Here is a 16,614-nt window from a genome sequence, read left to right as displayed (position 1 = left end):
AGCGGCAGGCGCTGCACGGGAGTCACGGCGAGGGCACGACGCTGAGTAACCAGTTTGAGGTGATACCGGCGGACAGGACGTGGCGTCACGCACCGCTGCCGAAGCCGAAGGTGGACGGCCCGCAGAGTGCCATCGTGACCGGGCCGAAGGGCGAGGAGATATTCTGCGACGAACATGGCCGGGTACGGGTGAAGTTTCACTGGGACCGTTATCACGGGATGACGGAGGAGAGTTCATGCTGGATACGGGTGTCGCAGGCGTGGGCGGGACCGGGGTTCGGCAACCTGGCGATACCGCGTGTGGGTCAGGAAGTGATAGTGGACTTTCTGAACGGTGACCCGGACCAGCCGATAATCATGGGACGTACCTACCATGAAGATAACCGTTCACCAGGCGACCTGCCGGGGACGAAGACGCAGATGACGATACGGTCGAAGACCTATAAAGGAAGTGGCTTTAACGAACTGCGTTTTGAGGATGCCACCAGTAATGAGCAGGTGTATATCCATGCGCAGAAGAACATGGACACGGAGGTGCTTAACGACCGGACAACGGATGTGAAGCATGACCATACGGAAACCATCGGCAATGACCAGAAAATCACGGTGGTGAAGGGGCAGACAGTTCAGGTCGGCACCAGAAAAGAAGGGGGCCACGACCAGAGTATCACGGTGGCGAACGACCGGAACATCACGGTACGTAATGACCAGACGCTGAAGGTGACGAACGACCGGACGGTGAGCGTGAGTCACGATGACGGTCTGTATGTCAGAAACGACCGTAAAGTGACGGTGAAAGGGAAGCAGGAGCATAAGACGACAGGAAACCACATCAGCCAGGTGGAGGGAAAGCACAGCCTGGAGGTGAAAGGCGACCTGGCAAGGAAGATTACCGGAGCGCTGGGAATGAAGGTCCGGGATGAAATCGTACTGGAGAGTGGCGGTAAAATCACACTGAAGGTGGGTGGTTCGTTTGTGGTCATCCATTCAGGTGGAGTGGACATCGTCGGGCCGAAAATCAATCTCAATAGCGGCGGTAGTCCGGGAACGCCGATAAATACACTACAACCGGCAGTTATGGACGCTCTGGCTGACGAGCAGTATGACAGAGGGAATGCTGGCGGCGGGAATGACGGAGAGCCTAGTGATGAGGATGAATCAGAAGGTGGAGAAGAAGACAAGGACGATTCAGATGAACTGGTAATTCCTGTATACGCAAAATCTTGTCTGAAGGAGAAAGGCTGCACTGATGCTGGTACGACCATGGAGCCATCGAAACATTTTGGTGATATGGCTCTATTTGCCCAGCCAGTGGAGGATGACTGTTGCGGCTATGGTACACACTATCATGACGATGAAGTGGAGCAACATGCGCAGTCAGCAAAAAAAACTTCAGGAGCGAACTCACTGACGGGGGAAATGACAGTTGCGTCAGCGGGTGTTGCGGTTCCACTAGCGGCGGAACAGTCTGCGGGAGTTTTAACTCGCGTATGGGGAACATTAGGTGCATGGGGTGGAGAAGGTTTTTTAAGTGTATCAAAAACGGTGCCAGCCCTTGGTGTTCTAGTATCAGCACTATATCCAATACCTGCCGGTGAAGGTAGTGATAAAGTTCCTGGACGGGATGAACAGTGGCTCGAAAATGAGCTACGTCGTAAAGCGCAATCTGGAGAGACGGCAGCTACGCGGGCGCGCTTTCTCTTTCAGCGGAATACTGCTGGTGAATTGAGAACATACGGATACCACACACCCGCAGGTTCGGAACTTGAAGGTGTTCGGGTAGCATTGATGGAGTGGAATAAGGAATTTTCCCGTTATGAATTTTCACCTGTGTCTGATTCGGGACCAGAAATATTTTGGACGCCTGCAAAGCCAGAAGGTTCAGAGCAGCCCATACACACCGGAACTCCTGTCGAACTAGTTGATCTACCTGATATTTATGTTAATCCGATACCCGATGAAAAAACAGATCTCACCACGCCGCCTTCTCCAATGCCGGAGGAGCGAAATTTTAATGACTGGATACTTGTCTTTCCTGACGGTGCGGAATTAACACCAATATATGTGTATCTGAAAACTGCAAGGGATGAAGCGGGAACAGTAACAGGTAAGGGGGAGGTGTTAGCAGGTACAGGAAGATGGCTGTCGCAGGCGGGGAAAAGCTTAGGAGTGCCAATTCCACAACAGGTCGCAAATAAACTTCGGAGTAAGACATTTAACAATTTTGATGAATTCAGGGCAGCTTTCTGGACTGCTGTAGGTGAATGTCCAGAACTATTGAGCCAATTTAATAAAGCTAACCAAACGTTGATAAAGCGTGGACGCGCACCTTATACTATATCAAGACAAAGAGTTGGGGGGCGAGGTACATTTGAAATTCATCATATTGACGAAATCCAATATGGGGGAGAAGTCTATGATATTGATAATCTTAGAGTAAACACACCTAAAAACCACATACGATTGCATAAATAAAAAAGGAGGTAGTAATGGAGTTTAAAAATAATCTAGAAGATTATACGGAAGATGAATTTATCGAACTTCTAAATAATTTTTTTGAACCACCTGAGGAATTGCATGGCGATAAGTTGTCGAAGTTTATTGATGATCTTGTAAGTCATTTTATTAGAATCACTCAGCACCCAGATGGTAGTGATTTGATATTCTATCCATCTGAAGATAGAGAAGATAGTCCCCAAGGGATTGTTGATGAGTTAAAACGATGGCGAGCATCGCAGGGGTTAGGATGCTTTAAAATATAATGAAAATAAATACTCGTCATATTTTATTAAAATGATTGGTGTTTTTGTTATTAACCTTAAACCACTTCCTGAGGAGGTGGTACAGGGAAAGATCATCAGAAGTACACTTTTTGTACTAAATAATTCGCATTTTATGTTCAATAATTGAGATATTCCTTATTTCCTAAAGCTGTTTTTCATTGCTTATACATGATCAAATACTCCTTACATAATTAAGGAGAACAAAATGGAAATTAAAAAATTGATGGAGCATATTTCTATTATTCACGATTACAGACAAGCCTGGAAAGTGGAACATAAATTGTCGGATATTCTACTGTTGACTATTTGTGCCGTTATTTCTGGTGCAGAAGGTTGGGAAGATATAGAGAATTTTTGGGAAATTCATCTCGATTTTTTGAAGCAATATGGTGATTTTGAAAATGGTATTCCTGTTCACGATACCATTGCCAGAGTTGTATCCTGTATCAGTCCTGCAAAATTTCACGAGTGCTTTATTAACTGGATGCGTGACTGCCATTCATCAAATGATAAAGACGTCATTGCAATTGATGGAAAAACGCTCCGGCATTCTTATGACAAGAGTCGCCGCAAGGGAGCGATTCATGTCATTAGTGCATTCTCAACAATGCACAGTCTGGTCATCGGACAGATCAAGACGGATGAGAAATCTAATGAGATCACAACTATCCCAGAACTTCTTAACATGTTGGATATTAAAGGAAAAATTATCACAACTGATGCGATGGGTTGCCAGAAAGATATTGCAGAGAAGATACAAAAACAGGGAGGTGATTATTTATTCGCTGTAAAAGGAAATCAGGGGCGGCTTAATAAAGCCTTTGAGGAAAAATTTCCACTGAAAGAATTAAATAATCCAGAGCATGACAGTTACGAAATTAGTGAAAAGAGTCACGGCAGAGAAGAAATCCGTCTTCACATTGTTTGCGATGTCCCTGATGAACTTATTGATTTCACGTTTGAATGGAAAGAACTGAAAAAAATTATGCGTGGCAGTCTCCTTTCGCTCAATAATAGCAGAACAAAAGAAAGAGCCAGAAATGATGGTCAGATATTATATCCGTTCTGCTGATTTAACCGCAGAGAAGTTCGCCACAGCGATCCGAAATCACTGGCACGTGGAGAATAAGCTGCACTGGCGTCTGGACGTGGTAATGAATGAAGACGACTGCAAAATAAGAAGAGGAAGCGCAGCAGAATTATTTTCAGGGATACGGCACATTGCTATTAATATTTTGACGAATGATAAGGTATTCAAGGCAGGGTTAAGACGTAAAATGCGAAAAGCAGCTATGGACAGAAACTATCTGGCGTCAGTCCTTGCGGGGAGCGGACTTTCGTAATCTTGCCCTGTCCCCCTCCCCCTCAATGATCCAAATACAAATAATGCATCCAACTGGTCATTCTTAGCAGTACCTTCCGCATCACCGAAACATGGCTGAAATGGTCGGAGTAAACTGCCACCTGGGCGTAGATGCCGTCGGGTAAGGCATCGATATCATCGTTAGGGTCCAGTTCAATGGTTCCCAGCACACCGTCCGTGCCGGGCACGACCGTTAATGATTGCAGTACCCCCTGCGCCTGATACGAGCCGCCAGGCACGACAGGTAAAATACTGGTCAGTTTGCCGTGGAACACCTGCCCAGGCAGCGCGTTAAACACCACTTCCGCATCATCGCCGGGTTTCAGACGTAACAGCGAGTTTTGCCGAAATTGGGCGACAATTTGCCGTTTTTGCTCAGGGATGAAAACCATAACCGGACGCAGCGGCAAGGCAGCTGCGTATGTACCTGGGCGGATCAGTACCTGAGTAACGTAGCCATTGCTTGGCGCGCGAATGACGGTCTGCTCAAGGTTATATTTTGCTTCAGTAAGTTGCGCTCTTAAGCTCACAATCTGCGATTGCTCACCGTTGACCATGCTGTCGAGCTGGCTCTGGATCTGCGCCTGCTCCGCCACCGAGCCTTTCACTAACGCATCCTGCGCGAGGAAATTTTGCCGCGCATCGTCGATGTCACGTTCCGAGAACGGATTCACCGCCGCCTGGCTACCTTTCAGGTAGCGTTGATAATTTTTAAACAGCCGATCGCGCTCCGCTGAAACCTGAGTGGTGTTAGCCTGCGCTTCAGTGAGCTGCGCCCGCAGCGTTTTGATGTTATGCGTCGCCGTCATCAGATCAGCCTGAAGTCTGTCTACTCGCGCCTGGTAACGTACCGGGTCGAGCTTAAAAAGCACCTCGCCCTTCTGAATAAGCTGATTATTTTTATCGGTGACTTCAGTCACGATCCCCGTCACCTGTGGCGTGATAGGGATAGCTATCACCGCCTTTTGCGCCGTAAAAGTGTAGGGATGGTTATAATTCATCAATAAAATCAAACCACTCACCAAAAACACACCGCCGAGCGCCGCCGTCGCCAGCGTCCACTGATTCACCGGAATGCGGAAGATTTTAAATACTGCCCACGCCAGCGCCACGTAAGTTAAGACAATCAACAGATCCATGATTAGATCTCCGGAAACGTGGAGTAGTCAGGTTTTTTCTCGGCGGCGAGTTGATGTTCCAGCCGGGAGATACGGTCAGAAAGCGCAGCGATGTCCGGGTCAGGCGCCCTCTCTTGCGGCGTAATATGCGACTGCATCCCCCAGCCGCGTTCCGGTTGGTAAAGCGTGGCCCAGATCCACAGGAACGGCCAGATAATGTGGAGCGTAAACAAGCTGACCCACCCTGCGGTATGAATGGCATCGGCATGAGGATGGTTGCGCTTTTTGGCAATCAGATAGGGGATGTCATGTATCGCGATGATTCCATAAAAAATCACCAGAAAAACGAAAATCAGCACTCCCAACGCGAAATAATTTAGAAACATAGCTGCCTCGAATTCACGCTTATCAGAGTTGTTATGGGCTGGCAGCCAGATGCACGTCGGGCTGATTATTTGACAATAATCCGGGTTTGCGATTCTCGCCATCACACCGAAGAATAATTTTAAGAAGCGATGAGTTGCTTAGTTACATAACGATTTTATGACTAAGGCATAACATGCTGTAGATCACATCAGGTGAACGCCGTGAGAAAATATCTTGTGATTTAGATCACAAAGATTCAACAAACCGTCAAAATAAAAATGTGACGTTACTCACATTTAAATGCCATTTTTAGCGAAAATCGCCGTCTTGTTGCTTTTTTACACAAGCATTTTGTGATGAACATCACGTCAATTACCTCTCTACCCCCTATATTTATGTGATTGACATCACACAAAAGGCCATCAACTGGACAGTTAACCGATTCAGTGCCAGATTTCGCAGTATCTACAAGGTCCGGCTACCTCTGCCGCCACATTAACAAAAAACCTCGGGCTTCCAGCCTGCGCGACAGCAAACATAAGAAGGGGTGTTTTTATGTCATCCGATATTAAGATCAAAGTGCAAAGCTTTGGTCGTTTCCTCAGCAACATGGTGATGCCGAATATCGGCGCGTTTATCGCGTGGGGTATCATCACCGCGTTATTTATTCCAACAGGGTGGTTACCGAACGAAACGCTGGCGAAGCTGGTCGGGCCGATGATCACCTACCTCCTGCCGCTACTGATCGGTTATACCGGTGGTAAGCTGGTAGGCGGCGAACGTGGCGGCGTAGTCGGTGCCATCACCACCATGGGCGTTATCGTCGGCGCAGATATGCCGATGTTCCTCGGTTCTATGATTGCAGGTCCGCTGGGTGGCTGGTGCATTAAGCATTTCGACCGCTGGGTAGACGGTAAAATCAAATCCGGTTTTGAGATGCTGGTGAACAACTTCTCTGCCGGTATCATGGGGATGATCCTCGCTATTCTGGCATTCATGGGGATTGGTCCGCTGGTTGAAGCCCTGTCCAAAATGCTGGCTGCGGGCGTTAACTTCATGGTTGTCCATGACATGCTGCCGCTGGCGTCCATCTTTGTTGAGCCAGCGAAAATCCTGTTCCTCAACAACGCCATTAACCACGGTATCTTCTCGCCGCTGGGTATTCAGCAGTCCCATGAACTGGGTAAATCCATCTTCTTCCTGATTGAAGCTAACCCGGGTCCGGGTATGGGTGTTCTGCTGGCGTACATGTTCTTTGGTCGTGGTAGCGCTAAACAGTCTGCGGGCGGTGCGGCAATCATCCACTTCCTGGGTGGTATCCACGAAATTTACTTCCCGTATGTGTTGATGAATCCGCGTCTGATTCTGGCCGTTATCCTCGGCGGTATGACTGGCGTGTTCACGCTGACTATTCTGGGCGGTGGTTTGGTTTCTCCGGCATCTCCGGGTTCTATCCTCGCGGTACTGGCGATGACGCCAAAAGGTGCTTATTTCGCTAACATCGCAGGTGTGTGTGCGGCGATGGCTGTGTCCTTCGTTGTCTCTGCTATTTTGCTGAAAACCAGCAAAGTAAAAGAAGAAGATGATATTGAAGCTGCAGCACGTCGCGTTCAGGAAATGAAGGCTGAGTCTAAAGGCGCGTCTCCGCTGTCTGCTGGCGATGTGACTAACGACCTGAGCCACGTACGTAAAATCATCGTTGCCTGTGACGCCGGTATGGGTTCCAGTGCGATGGGCGCAGGTGTGCTGCGTAAGAAAATTCAGGATGCGGGTCTGTCGCAGATTTCAGTTACCAACAGCGCGATCAACAACCTACCGCCGGATGTGGACCTGGTCATCACTCACCGTGATCTGACCGAACGCGCTATGCGCCAGGTTCCGCAGGCACAACATATTTCGCTGACTAACTTCCTCGATAGCGGCCTGTACACCAGCCTGACTGAACGTCTGGTTGCTGCCCAGCGTCATACTGAAAACGAAGTGAAAGTAAAAGACAGCCTGAAAGACAGCTTTGACGATTCTAATGCCAACCTGTTCAAGCTCGGCGCGGAAAACATCTTCCTCGGTCGCAAAGCGGCCACCAAAGAAGAAGCGATTCGTTTTGCTGGCGAGCAGCTGGTGAAAGGCGGTTATGTTGAGCCGGAATACGTACAGGCGATGCTGGACCGTGAAAAACTGACCCCGACTTACCTGGGTGAGTCTATCGCCGTGCCGCACGGTACGGTTGAAGCGAAAGATCGCGTGCTGAAAACGGGCGTCGTGTTCTGCCAGTACCCGGAAGGCGTGCGCTTCGGTGAAGAAGAAGATGACATTGCCCGTCTGGTGATTGGTATTGCAGCCCGTAACAACGAGCACATTCAGGTTATCACCAGCCTGACCAACGCACTGGATGATGAGTCCGTCATCGAGCGTCTGGCACACACCACCAGCGTGGATGAAGTGCTGGAACTGCTGGCAGGTCGTAAGTAATCCAATCCCACCCTCTCCACATGGAGAAGGTGGGGCTGATTGCCTGATGCGCTTCGCTTATCAGGCCTACAAAACAAAGCGCAGTTTGTTGAATTTGCACGTTCTTGTAGGCCAGATAAGGCGTTTACGCCGCATCCGGCGCTGCCCCTCTCCTCACGGAGAGGGTTTGGGTGAGGGAAATGCCTCACCCCAGCCCTCTCGGGTAAAAACATTGATGAAGGTTAATACTATGAAAGCATTACATTTTGGCGCAGGTAATATCGGTCGTGGCTTTATCGGTAAACTGCTGGCGGACGCGGGTATCCAACTGACGTTTGCCGATGTAAATCAGGTGGTGCTTGATGCCCTGAATGCCCGTCATAGCTATCAGGTTCATGTGGTCGGCGAAACCGAGCAGGTGGATACCGTTTCCAGTGTAAATGCCGTCAGCAGCATTGGTGATGATGTCGTTGATCTGATTGCTCAGGTTGATTTAGTCACTACCGCCGTTGGCCCGGTCGTGCTGGAACGTATAGCTCCTGCCATCGCTAAAGGGCTGGTGAAACGTAAAGAACAAGGTAATGAATCCCCGCTGAACATCATCGCCTGTGAAAACATGGTTCGCGGAACCACGCAACTGAAAGGCCATGTGATGAACGCTCTGCCGGAGGACGCCAAAGCGTGGGTAGAAGAGCATGTTGGCTTTGTCGATTCCGCCGTTGACCGCATCGTACCGCCTTCCGCTTCTGCAACTAACGATCCGCTGGAAGTCACGGTAGAAACCTTCAGCGAATGGATTGTCGATAAAACCCAGTTCAAAGGCACACTGCCGAACATCCCTGGCATGGAGTTAACCGACAACCTGATGGCATTTGTCGAACGTAAACTCTTCACCCTGAACACAGGTCATGCTATAACCGCGTACCTCGGAAAACTGGCGGGCCATCAGACCATTCGTGATGCGATTCTCGACGAGAAAATCCGTGCAGTGGTAAAAGGTGCGATGGAAGAAAGCGGCGCTGTACTGATCAAGCGCTATGGCTTTGATGCTGACAAACATGCAGCGTACATCCAGAAAATCCTCGGTCGTTTTGAAAATCCGTATCTGAAGGATGATGTGGAGCGTGTAGGGCGTCAGCCACTGCGTAAACTGAGCGCTGGCGATCGTCTGGTAAAACCGTTGTTGGGTACGCTGGAGTACGGTTTGCCGCACAAAAACCTGATTGAAGGTATCGCCGCCGCGATGCATTTCCGTAGTGAAGATGATCCGCAGGCGCAGGAACTGGCGGCACTGATTACCGAGAAAGGCCCGCAGGAAGCGCTGGCGCAAATTTCCGGGCTTGATGCTAACAGCGAGGTAGTCGCCGAAGCAGTCACGGCTTATAACGCAAAATAATGGTAGACCAGGCGCAGAAAACCCTGCGCCTGAACAACAGATTGTCAGATATGCAGGCAACAATGGAACAAACCCAGGCCTTTGAAAACCGTGTGCTTGAGCGTCTGAATGCTGGCAAAACCGTGCGAAGCTTTTTGATCACCGCCGTTGATCTCCTGACCGAGGCGGTGAATCTTCTGGTGCTTCAGGTATTCCGCAAAGACGATTACGCGGTGAAGTATGCTGTAGAACCGTTACTCGACGGCGATGGTCCGCTGGGCGACCTTTCCGTGCGCTTAAAGCTGATTTATGGGCTTGGCGTGATTAGCCGCAACGAATATGAAGATGCGGAACTCTTGATGGCGCTACGTGAAGAGCTAAATCACGACGGTAACGAATACGCCTTTACCGATGATGAAATTATAGGGCCATTTGGCGAGCTGCACTGCGTGGCGGCGATCCCTCCGCCGCCACAATTTGAACCAACGGATTCCAGTTTGTATGCGATGCAAATTCAGCGTTACCAACAAGCGGTGCGTTCAACAATGGTCCTTTCACTGACAGAGCTGATTTCCAAAATCAGCTTAAAAAAAGCCTTTCAAAAGTAAGCGATTACTGCTTCTCAACCTGCTTCGGCCGATAAAGCCGACGATAATACTCCAGACGTTGCAGATATAACGGCACGCTTTCCTCAGGTATACCGGACGGAATAGCGTCGCGGGGAGGAAGCTTTTTCAGATACTCCCGGAACGCCTGGCTTGATGCCATAAAATCTACGGCTTTGTCGATCAGATGCGGAACGTTTTCACCTAATTTGCCCATGATATTATCTCCGTATCACCCCGCGCCGGGAATGCGCGGCCGCCAATTTTAGTTTAGGATCCTAGTAAAGAAGGGATTAAGGAAAACGTGCTTAATCCTCTATGTTCATCATCACCGGTAATCTTTGTCTTTTAATTTTATTACAAATCAAAATGTTACATGGTTTTTGAGTATGTAAATGGTTGCAAGGAAGAACTATTACAACACCATCAGTTGTGAACAAAGCACCCCGTCGCGCATACTAGGGACTATAAATTTATCTTTATCAGAAGCCATCACATGAAAGAAGTCGAAAAAAACGAAATCAAACGTCTCAGCGATCGCCTGGACGCCATCCGCCACCAGCAGGCTGACCTGTCGCTGGTTGAAGCCGCGGACAAATATGCCGAGCTGGAAAAAGAGAAAGCCACGCTGGAAGCTGAAATTGCGCGTCTGCGCGAAGTTCATAGCCAGAAACTCAGTAAAGAAGCACAAAAGCTGATGAAGATGCCGTTCCAGCGCGCGATTACCAAAAAAGAACAAGCTGATATGGGCAAGCTGAAGAAGAGCGTTCGCGGACTGGTGGTTGTACACCCAATGACCGCACTGGGCCGTGAAATGGGCCTGGAAGAGATGACCGGGTTCTCAAAGACTGCCTTCTGATCAATGTAATCACCGCTTCCTCTATTTTTACTCGCTCCTGCTGGTACATGCAGGAGCCGGTTTCAGATACCAAATATTGTTAACATATTTAACATTGCATGTTCAATGTTGCCCGCTCGCTTGCCTCATTGTCACAGGCTAAATTCTGAAAATATTCTGCGTAATAAAAGCACTATATATAAATATTAAATATGATTATTCGTGTATTAATGCTTAATTATTTATATTTTCCAACCATCATCACATTTATTTTATCAAAACATCCACCATACAAATATTAACTTCTTATCTTCCTCGCTTTTACTCCATTAAACATTTGACATTGATTGACACCGATCATTAAAATTCGCGCGATTTACTCATTATCATCGACAAACTAAAACAATTTGACATTTAATAACACACTCTCAATGCCCATTAATTAAAAACTCTCTCATACATTTTTATTGTGAATATAAAATATTAAATCATTCACACAAAAAATAATTATACCGTGGTTTTCAACGCATCAGGATTATGAAAAGGAATTCATCCCATGAGCATAAAAAAAGCACTATTAAACGTGTTAATGATATCGTCACTCTGCGCATTAACGGGGTGTGACTATATTGAAAAAGTAAACTCAATCGACGAGTTCACCAAACAGCAAGCGTTGCAACAAAGTCAAATAGACGCGCTAAAAAAACAGCAAGATCAATATAAAAGCCAAATTGAACTTCTTGAAAAACAACAAAATAGCATCATAAACAGTACCAGGACGCTTGCTGGCGTCGTGAAATCAGTCAAGGACAAGCAGGATGAATTCGTCTTCACTGAATTTAACCCAGCACAAACACAATACTTCATTCTAAATAACGGTTCTGTCGGTTTGGCAGGTCGGGTGCTGGCTATTGATGCGGTTGAAAACGGCAGCGTCATTCGTATTTCACTGGTCAATCTATTAAGCGTTCCAGTATCAAATATTGGCTTTCATGCAACATGGGGCAATGAAAGGCCCACCGATGCCAAAGCTCTGGCTAAATGGCAACAACTACTTTTTAACACCACCTTGAACTCCACTCTGCAATTAATGCCTGGTCAATGGCAAGACATTAATCTGACGTTAAAAGGCGTTTCGCCTAATAACCTGAAGTATCTGAAGTTGTCCATGAATATGGCCAATCTCCAGTTCGACACGGTCCAACCTGCTGAAACTCGGCAGCGAAAAAGCAAAAAATAAATGCAGCTTCTGCGCTTATATCAAGGAATAGAGAGCATCAATAATGAACAAAATTTTTAAAGTTATCTGGAGTCCGGCGACGGGCAGTTACAACGTCGCCAGCGAAACGGCGAAAAGCCGTGGCAAGAAATCCGGGCGCAGTAAGCTGTTAATTTCTGCACTGGTTGCAGGTGGGTTGTTGTCGCCATTTGCATATGCAGATAATGATCCTGGTACGCCCGTCGTAGTGCCGGGTGATAATAGCGGTGACGGATGGGTAGCGATCGGTAAAGGTTCAAAAGCAAACCAGCACACAGATGGCGACGGTGCATCAACAGCTATTGGGAACCTTGCCTGGGCGTTAGGTAGATTTGGTACAGCTATAGGTTCAAGAAGCTCTGCTGACGGCATTGCGTCAACAGCGTTGGGGGTTAACGCTAAAGCTATTGGCGATAGAGGTACCGCTATAGGGGCCTCCGCCAAAGCAAGTGGCGGCTACTCTATGGCAGTAGGGGTCTCGTCAAAAGCACTCGGAAATGAGTCAATGGCATTTGGTCATGGCAGCGTAGCCGGTGTGGCCCCCGATCCCGACAACAATGAACCCGGTAAGCATTATGCAGCGGCATTCGGCTTTAACAGCACTGCGCTAGGCGAAAAAAGCCTTGCATTAGGTTACAAAAGTTCCAGTTCTGCACAATATAGTGTCGCCATAGGTGCAGCCGCCAGTGCAGAAGGCGTTGATGCGATTGCCGCAGGTCGTGATAGCGCAGCTAAAGGTACAGACAGCCTGGCATTAGGCAGAAAATCACTTGCCAGTGCAGCGAATGCCATTACGATTGGCGCAGAAAGCGAAGCCGCTGAAAATGCGACGGCTGTAGGTACTAACGCGAAAGCTCGAGGCAAAAACAGTCTGGCATTAGGTGCAAACAGTAATTCAACAGGTGAAGGTTCTGTTGCCCTGGGATATACAGCAGCGGCTACTGGCGCAAATGCTCTTGCCTTGGGGCAAAATGCGCAAGCATCAAACACAAACACCATCGCATTAGGCCAAAACAGCAGCGCATCAACCGCAAATGCTATTGCGATCGGGACAGGTAGTGACGCGAATGGCGCAAACAGTCTTGCATTGGGAAGTTCATCCTCTGCAGGGGGGAATAATTCCGTCGCGATTGGTGCAAACTCTACAGCAGGTGAAGACAACGTAGTGTCGGTAGGCTCTGGTTCAGCACAGCGTCGCATCGTCAATATGGCGGCAGGTACAATCTCAACTGACAGTAAAGAAGCCATTAACGGTTCACAGCTTTACGCCATTAGCCGGTCGGTAGCAGACAGGCTGGGAGGCGGAGCAGATGTAGCCGGTAACGGAACAATAATGGGGATGTCTTATCAACTGAAGAAAAAGAATTTCAATAACGTTGGTGAAGCACTCCAGTACCTTGACAATGAAACCCTGCACTGGGACTCATCTAATGGGGCTTTCAGCGCCAGTTATATTGTCAAAAATGCCGATGGAACGATTGCCAGCACCGTAGCAGAAAACAAAATCATCAATGTGAAAGATGGCGACCTGACGGCTACCAGTAAAGACGCCGTTAACGGCTCTCAGCTGAAAACCACCAACGATGCCGTGGCGACGAATACCACCAGTATCGCCACTAACACCACCAATATAACCAACCTGACGGATTCCGTTGGCGACCTTAAGGATGATGCCCTGCTGTGGAATGATGCCAAAAATGCATTCAGTGCAGCTCACGACCAGGATACCACCAGCAAAATCACCAACGTTAAAGATGGCGACCTGACGGCTGGCAGCACCGATGCCGTTAACGGCTCTCAGCTGAAAACCACCAACGATGCCGTGGCGACGAATACCACCAGTATCGCCACTAACACCACCAACATCTCTAACCTGACTGAGACGGTGACTAACCTTGGTGAGGATGCGCTGAAATGGGATAAGGACAATGGTGTCTTCACGGCAGCTCACGGCACCGAGGCCACCAGCAAAATCACCAATATCCTGGACGGCGCAGTCACTGCAGCCAGTTCCGATGCCATTAACGGCAGCCAGCTTTATGACTTAAGCAGCAATATCGCCAGCTACTTCGGCGGCAATGCTTCTGTGAATACTGACGGTGTGTTTACCGGTCCAACCTACAAAATCGGTGAAACAAATTATTATAACGTCGGCGATGCACTGGCAGCCATTAACTCGTCATTCACCGATTCGCTCGGTGATGCTCTGCTCTGGGATACTGCCGCCAAAAAATTCAGCGCCAAACACGGTGGTACCGACAGCGTCATTACTTACGTCGCAGATGGTGTAATTTCTGATACCAGCAGCGATGCCATTAACGGTTCGCAACTCTATGACACGAGCAAATACATTGCTGATGCCCTTGGTGGTGACGCAGAGGTAAATGCAGACGGCAGCATCACTGCGCCGACGTACACCATTGCGAATGCCGAGTACAACAACGTCGGTGACGCTCTGGATGCGCTCGATGATAACGCACTGCTGTGGGATGCAACGGCCAATAACGGTGCAGGTGCCTACAACGCCAGCCATGACGGCAATGCCAGCATCATCACAAACGTTGCTGATGGTAACATTGGCGAAGGCAGCACCGACGCTATCAATGGTTCTCAGTTGAATGCAACCAACATGATGATCCAGCAAAACAGCGAAATCATCAATCAGCTTGCCGGTAACACCAGCGAAACCTACATCGAAGATAACGGTGCGGGTATTAACTATGTACGTACCAACGACAGCGGCTTAGCGTTCAACGATGCCAGCGCAGCAGGTATTGGCTCTACCGCTGTGGGTTATAACTCTGTTGCCGATGGCGATAACAGCGTGGCAATCGGTCATGGCAGCAACAGCATCGTTGAGACGAGTATTGCGCTGGGTAGCGAATCCGTCTCCAGCCGTGTGATTGTTAAAGGTTCTCGTAACACCAGCGTAACGGAAAATGGCGTTGTTATTGGTTATGACACCACTGACGGTGAACTGCTTGGCGCATTGTCTATCGGTGACGACGGTAAATATCGTCAAATCATCAACGTAGCCGATGGTTCCGAAGCCCATGACGCCGTTACGGTTCGCCAGTTGCAGAATGCGATTGGTGCAGTAGCGACCACGCCGACTAAATACTTCCACGCTAATTCAACGGAAGAAGATTCACTGGCGGTCGGTGAAGACTCGCTGGCAATGGGTGCGAAAACCATCGTTAATGGTAATGCGGGTATTGGTATTGGCCTGAACACTCTGGTGCAGGCAGATGCCATCAACGGTATCGCAATCGGCAGTAACGCGATCGCAAATCATGCCAACAGTATTGCGATGGGTAATGGTTCTCAGACTACCCGTGGTGCACAGACTGGCTACACCGCCTACAACATGGACGCACCGCAGAACTCTGTGGGTGAGTTCTCTGTCGGCAGTGAAGACGGTCAACGCCAGATCACCAACGTCGCAGCAGGTTCGGCTGATACTGATGCGGTTAACGTGGGTCAGTTGAAAGTAACGGACGCGCAGGTTTCCCAGAATACCCAGAGCATTACTAACCTGAACAATCAGGTCACTAATCTGGATACTCGCGTTACTAATATCGAAAACGGTATTGGCGACATCGTGACCACCGGTAGCACCAAGTACTTCAAGACCAATACCGATGGCGTCGATGCTAACGCGCAGGGTAAAGATAGCGTCGCAATTGGATCTGGTTCCATTGCAGCCGCTGACAACAGCGTCGCTCTGGGTACAGGCTCCGTGGCAAACGAGGAAAATACGATTTCCGTAGGTTCTTCCACTAATCAACGCCGTATTACTAACGTTGCCGCAGGTAAAAACGCGACTGACGCGGTTAACGTTTCGCAGCTGAAGTCTTCCGAAGCAGGCGGTGTGCGTTACGACACCAAAGCTGATGGCTCTATCGACTACAGCAATATCACTCTCGGTGGTGGCAATGGCGGTACGACTCGGATCAGCAACGTTTCCGCTGGCGTGAACAACAACGACGCGGTGAACTACGCGCAGTTGAAGCAAAGCGTGCAGGAAACGAAGCAATACACCGATCAGCGCATGGTTGAGATGGATAACAAACTGTCTAAAACCGAAAGCAAGCTGAGTGGTGGTATCGCTTCTGCAATGGCGATGACCGGTCTGCCGCAGGCTTACACTCCAGGTGCCAGCATGGCCTCTATTGGTGGCGGTACCTACAACGGTGAATCAGCTGTTGCTTTAGGTGTGTCGATGGTGAGCGCCAATGGTCGTTGGGTCTACAAATTACAAGGTAGTACCAATAGCCAGGGTGAATACTCCGCCGCACTCGGTGCCGGTATTCAGTGGTAATCATCCATTAACGAATGGATAAACGCCAAATTGCCTGATGCGTTACGCACATCAGGCAAGATAAGGCGCACCGGGTCAACAATCTAAGGGCAATTCTCTGATGAGGATTGCCCTTTTCTTTACCAGACATCTCCCTTCAC

At 48.8% G+C, this 16,614-nt stretch carries 11 protein-coding genes and 2 pseudogenes; 10 read left to right on the top strand and 3 right to left on the bottom strand.

Features of this window, described 5'->3' with window-relative positions; genetic code table 11:
* The 4 genes and pseudogenes from AACS80_RS24025 to AACS80_RS21890 form a co-directional block, all read left to right on the top strand.
* Positions 1-1,077, top strand: a pseudogene (locus tag AACS80_RS24025) (type VI secretion system Vgr family protein); the annotation flags it as partial.
* On the top strand, positions 1,077-2,474 hold the full coding sequence (locus AACS80_RS21900; protein ID WP_445236451.1) for an S-type pyocin domain-containing protein: 1,398 nt from the start codon (positions 1,077-1,079) through the stop codon (positions 2,472-2,474). The pseudogene AACS80_RS24025 and the gene AACS80_RS21900, both read left to right, overlap by 1 nt.
* Before the next feature lie 14 nt (positions 2,475-2,488).
* Positions 2,489-2,761 carry a bacteriocin immunity protein gene (locus AACS80_RS21895; protein ID WP_000394623.1) on the top strand — a complete coding sequence of 91 codons (273 nt, stop codon included), beginning with the start codon at positions 2,489-2,491 and terminating at the stop codon, positions 2,759-2,761.
* A gap of 226 nt (positions 2,762-2,987) precedes the next feature.
* A pseudogene (locus AACS80_RS21890) lies at positions 2,988-4,125 on the top strand (ISAs1 family transposase).
* A 22-nt stretch (positions 4,126-4,147) separates the two neighbouring features.
* On the opposite strand, the gene AACS80_RS21885 reads toward AACS80_RS21890, so the two are convergent.
* A complete protein-coding gene (locus AACS80_RS21885; protein ID WP_000364939.1) occupies positions 4,148-5,284 on the bottom strand; it encodes an HlyD family secretion protein in 1,137 nt (378 codons plus the stop codon).
* A gap of 2 nt (positions 5,285-5,286) precedes the next feature.
* A complete protein-coding gene (locus AACS80_RS21880; protein WP_130206666.1) occupies positions 5,287-5,649 on the bottom strand; it encodes a DUF3302 domain-containing protein in 363 nt (120 codons plus the stop codon).
* Between the two features lie 535 nt (positions 5,650-6,184).
* Here AACS80_RS21880 and mtlA point away from each other — a divergent pair.
* From mtlA to mtlR, 3 genes are all read left to right on the top strand, one after another.
* The gene (mtlA, locus tag AACS80_RS21875) at positions 6,185-8,098 is read left to right on the top strand and encodes a PTS mannitol transporter subunit IICBA (RefSeq protein ID WP_130206668.1); all 1,914 of its coding nucleotides are present in this window, start codon (positions 6,185-6,187) and stop codon (positions 8,096-8,098) included.
* A 229-nt stretch (positions 8,099-8,327) separates the two neighbouring features.
* The gene (gene mtlD / locus AACS80_RS21870) at positions 8,328-9,473 is read left to right on the top strand and encodes a mannitol-1-phosphate 5-dehydrogenase (protein ID WP_135410571.1); all 1,146 of its coding nucleotides are present in this window, start codon (positions 8,328-8,330) and stop codon (positions 9,471-9,473) included.
* Complete coding sequence (gene mtlR, locus AACS80_RS21865; RefSeq protein ID WP_130206672.1) at positions 9,473-10,060, top strand: mannitol operon repressor MtlR; 588 nt, start codon at positions 9,473-9,475, stop codon at positions 10,058-10,060. Before mtlD ends, mtlR begins: the two co-directional genes overlap by 1 nt.
* 4 nt (positions 10,061-10,064) lie before the next feature.
* Here the strand turns inward: mtlR and yibT are convergent, their stop codons facing one another.
* Positions 10,065-10,274, bottom strand: a complete 210-nt coding sequence (gene yibT, locus AACS80_RS21860) for a protein YibT (protein ID WP_135410572.1) — start codon at positions 10,272-10,274, stop codon at positions 10,065-10,067.
* A gap of 279 nt (positions 10,275-10,553) precedes the next feature.
* Here yibT and AACS80_RS21855 point away from each other — a divergent pair, with 279 nt between their 5' ends.
* The 3 genes from AACS80_RS21855 to AACS80_RS21845 all read left to right on the top strand — a co-directional run bounded on the left by AACS80_RS21855 (position 10,554) and on the right by AACS80_RS21845 (position 16,474).
* Positions 10,554-10,916: a YibL family ribosome-associated protein gene (locus AACS80_RS21855; protein WP_000665676.1), complete on the top strand. Its 363-nt coding sequence runs from the start codon at positions 10,554-10,556 to the stop codon at positions 10,914-10,916.
* Positions 10,917-11,451: 535 nt separating this feature from the next.
* Complete coding sequence (locus AACS80_RS21850) at positions 11,452-12,135, top strand: DUF3251 domain-containing protein (protein WP_138183994.1); 684 nt, start codon at positions 11,452-11,454, stop codon at positions 12,133-12,135.
* A gap of 43 nt (positions 12,136-12,178) precedes the next feature.
* Positions 12,179-16,474: a YadA-like family protein gene (locus AACS80_RS21845; protein WP_138183993.1), complete on the top strand. Its 4,296-nt coding sequence runs from the start codon at positions 12,179-12,181 to the stop codon at positions 16,472-16,474.
* The last annotated feature ends 140 nt before the right edge of the window (positions 16,475-16,614 follow it).

Origin of the sequence: Escherichia sp. E4385 (assembly GCF_963883145.1) — a bacterium.
In the GTDB taxonomy this organism is placed as follows: Bacteria; Pseudomonadota; Gammaproteobacteria; order Enterobacterales; family Enterobacteriaceae; genus Escherichia.
This window is presented reverse-complemented; position numbering and strand designations above follow the sequence as displayed.

Coding starts and splice junctions, on each gene's coding strand:
- AACS80_RS21900 (WP_445236451.1), top strand. CDS start 1,077: ATGGACGCTCTGGCTGACGAGCAGTATGACAGAGGGAATGCTGGCGGC.
- AACS80_RS21895 (WP_000394623.1), top strand. CDS start 2,489: ATGGAGTTTAAAAATAATCTAGAAGATTATACGGAAGATGAATTTATC.
- AACS80_RS21885 (WP_000364939.1), bottom strand. CDS start 5,284: ATGGATCTGTTGATTGTCTTAACTTACGTGGCGCTGGCGTGGGCAGTA.
- AACS80_RS21880 (WP_130206666.1), bottom strand. CDS start 5,649: ATGTTTCTAAATTATTTCGCGTTGGGAGTGCTGATTTTCGTTTTTCTG.
- mtlA (WP_130206668.1), top strand. CDS start 6,185: ATGTCATCCGATATTAAGATCAAAGTGCAAAGCTTTGGTCGTTTCCTC.
- mtlD (WP_135410571.1), top strand. CDS start 8,328: ATGAAAGCATTACATTTTGGCGCAGGTAATATCGGTCGTGGCTTTATC.
- mtlR (WP_130206672.1), top strand. CDS start 9,473: ATGGTAGACCAGGCGCAGAAAACCCTGCGCCTGAACAACAGATTGTCA.
- yibT (WP_135410572.1), bottom strand. CDS start 10,274: ATGGGCAAATTAGGTGAAAACGTTCCGCATCTGATCGACAAAGCCGTA.
- AACS80_RS21855 (WP_000665676.1), top strand. CDS start 10,554: ATGAAAGAAGTCGAAAAAAACGAAATCAAACGTCTCAGCGATCGCCTG.
- AACS80_RS21850 (WP_138183994.1), top strand. CDS start 11,452: ATGAGCATAAAAAAAGCACTATTAAACGTGTTAATGATATCGTCACTC.
- AACS80_RS21845 (WP_138183993.1), top strand. CDS start 12,179: ATGAACAAAATTTTTAAAGTTATCTGGAGTCCGGCGACGGGCAGTTAC.